Below are 828 nucleotides of genomic sequence, written 5' to 3'. Positions count from 1 at the left end.
GCTATATTGAAGGAGCGAAAGCCAACGGCTGGAAACAAGCCATCAACCAACTATCCGTGGCATACCCCGACCGATTCGCGGACTACTTGTAAACCAAACCCCGCACACAAAAAATCGGACACTCTCCCGTAGAAGCTGCCGCAGCCTTAGGTGCCGTCCGTAGTACAGCTGATCCTGCGGCATCAAAAAGCCTGGAAGAAGTATTTTTAAGCACGTTTGGGCCACGGCTGACAACACAGCTAGCACCAACAGTGCCAACCTTTGAATCACTACTGCCACCGATGAAACCAGGGTCCAGCCACATCATGGACGACGGAGCGGCTCATGGAGGGGTCCCGGAGTTCACCCGCGAAGCGCTACCACAGGTAGTCAACCAAGCACTAGCTCATACAGGCTGGGGTGATCTCACCCATGCCACAACCCCTGCTGAGATCGTGGAGCAGGTAGGCAAACCGAATCCGGATATGTTGGATTTGATTGCCTCTGGAGCTACCCCCACCCAGGTAGCCAGTGCGACTGCCCCGTCACTACCACCAGTCGGTGCGCTAGGTGGCGCACTAACTAGTGGTGCAGCTGCGGGTGCGCTTGCTGGTGGTGCAGCCGGTGGTGTTGGCGGGCTTGGTGCAGCCGGTGCTGGTGGTGGGCTTGGTGGGGCTATGCCTCTTGCCGGGCGTGGTGCCGCAGGGTTGAGCGGTGCCGGTGGTGTCGGTTCTGGTCTGGGTGGTGTTGGTTCTGGTGGCAGGGCCGGTGCCGGCGCAGGTGGTTTTGGTGCGCTGGGTGCCCGGGGTGGGTTTGGAACCCCACTAGGAGCCGGTGGCGGTGCAGGTA

The 828-nt window shown here is 60.0% G+C and carries 1 protein-coding gene; it reads left to right on the top strand.

Annotation, left to right across the window (positions count from 1 at the left end):
- Positions 1–305: 305 nt before the first annotated feature.
- Positions 306–828 (top strand): hypothetical protein (locus F4V54_RS10960; RefSeq protein ID WP_211359497.1); only part of this gene is annotated, 523 nt, incomplete at its 3' end.

The sequence above is a fragment of the Corynebacterium tuscaniense genome, assembly GCF_008693065.1.
Classification (GTDB): domain Bacteria; phylum Actinomycetota; class Actinomycetes; order Mycobacteriales; family Mycobacteriaceae; genus Corynebacterium; species Corynebacterium tuscaniense.
The sequence above is the reverse complement of the archived record's forward strand: the minus strand, read 5'-3'. Positions and strand labels throughout refer to the sequence as shown.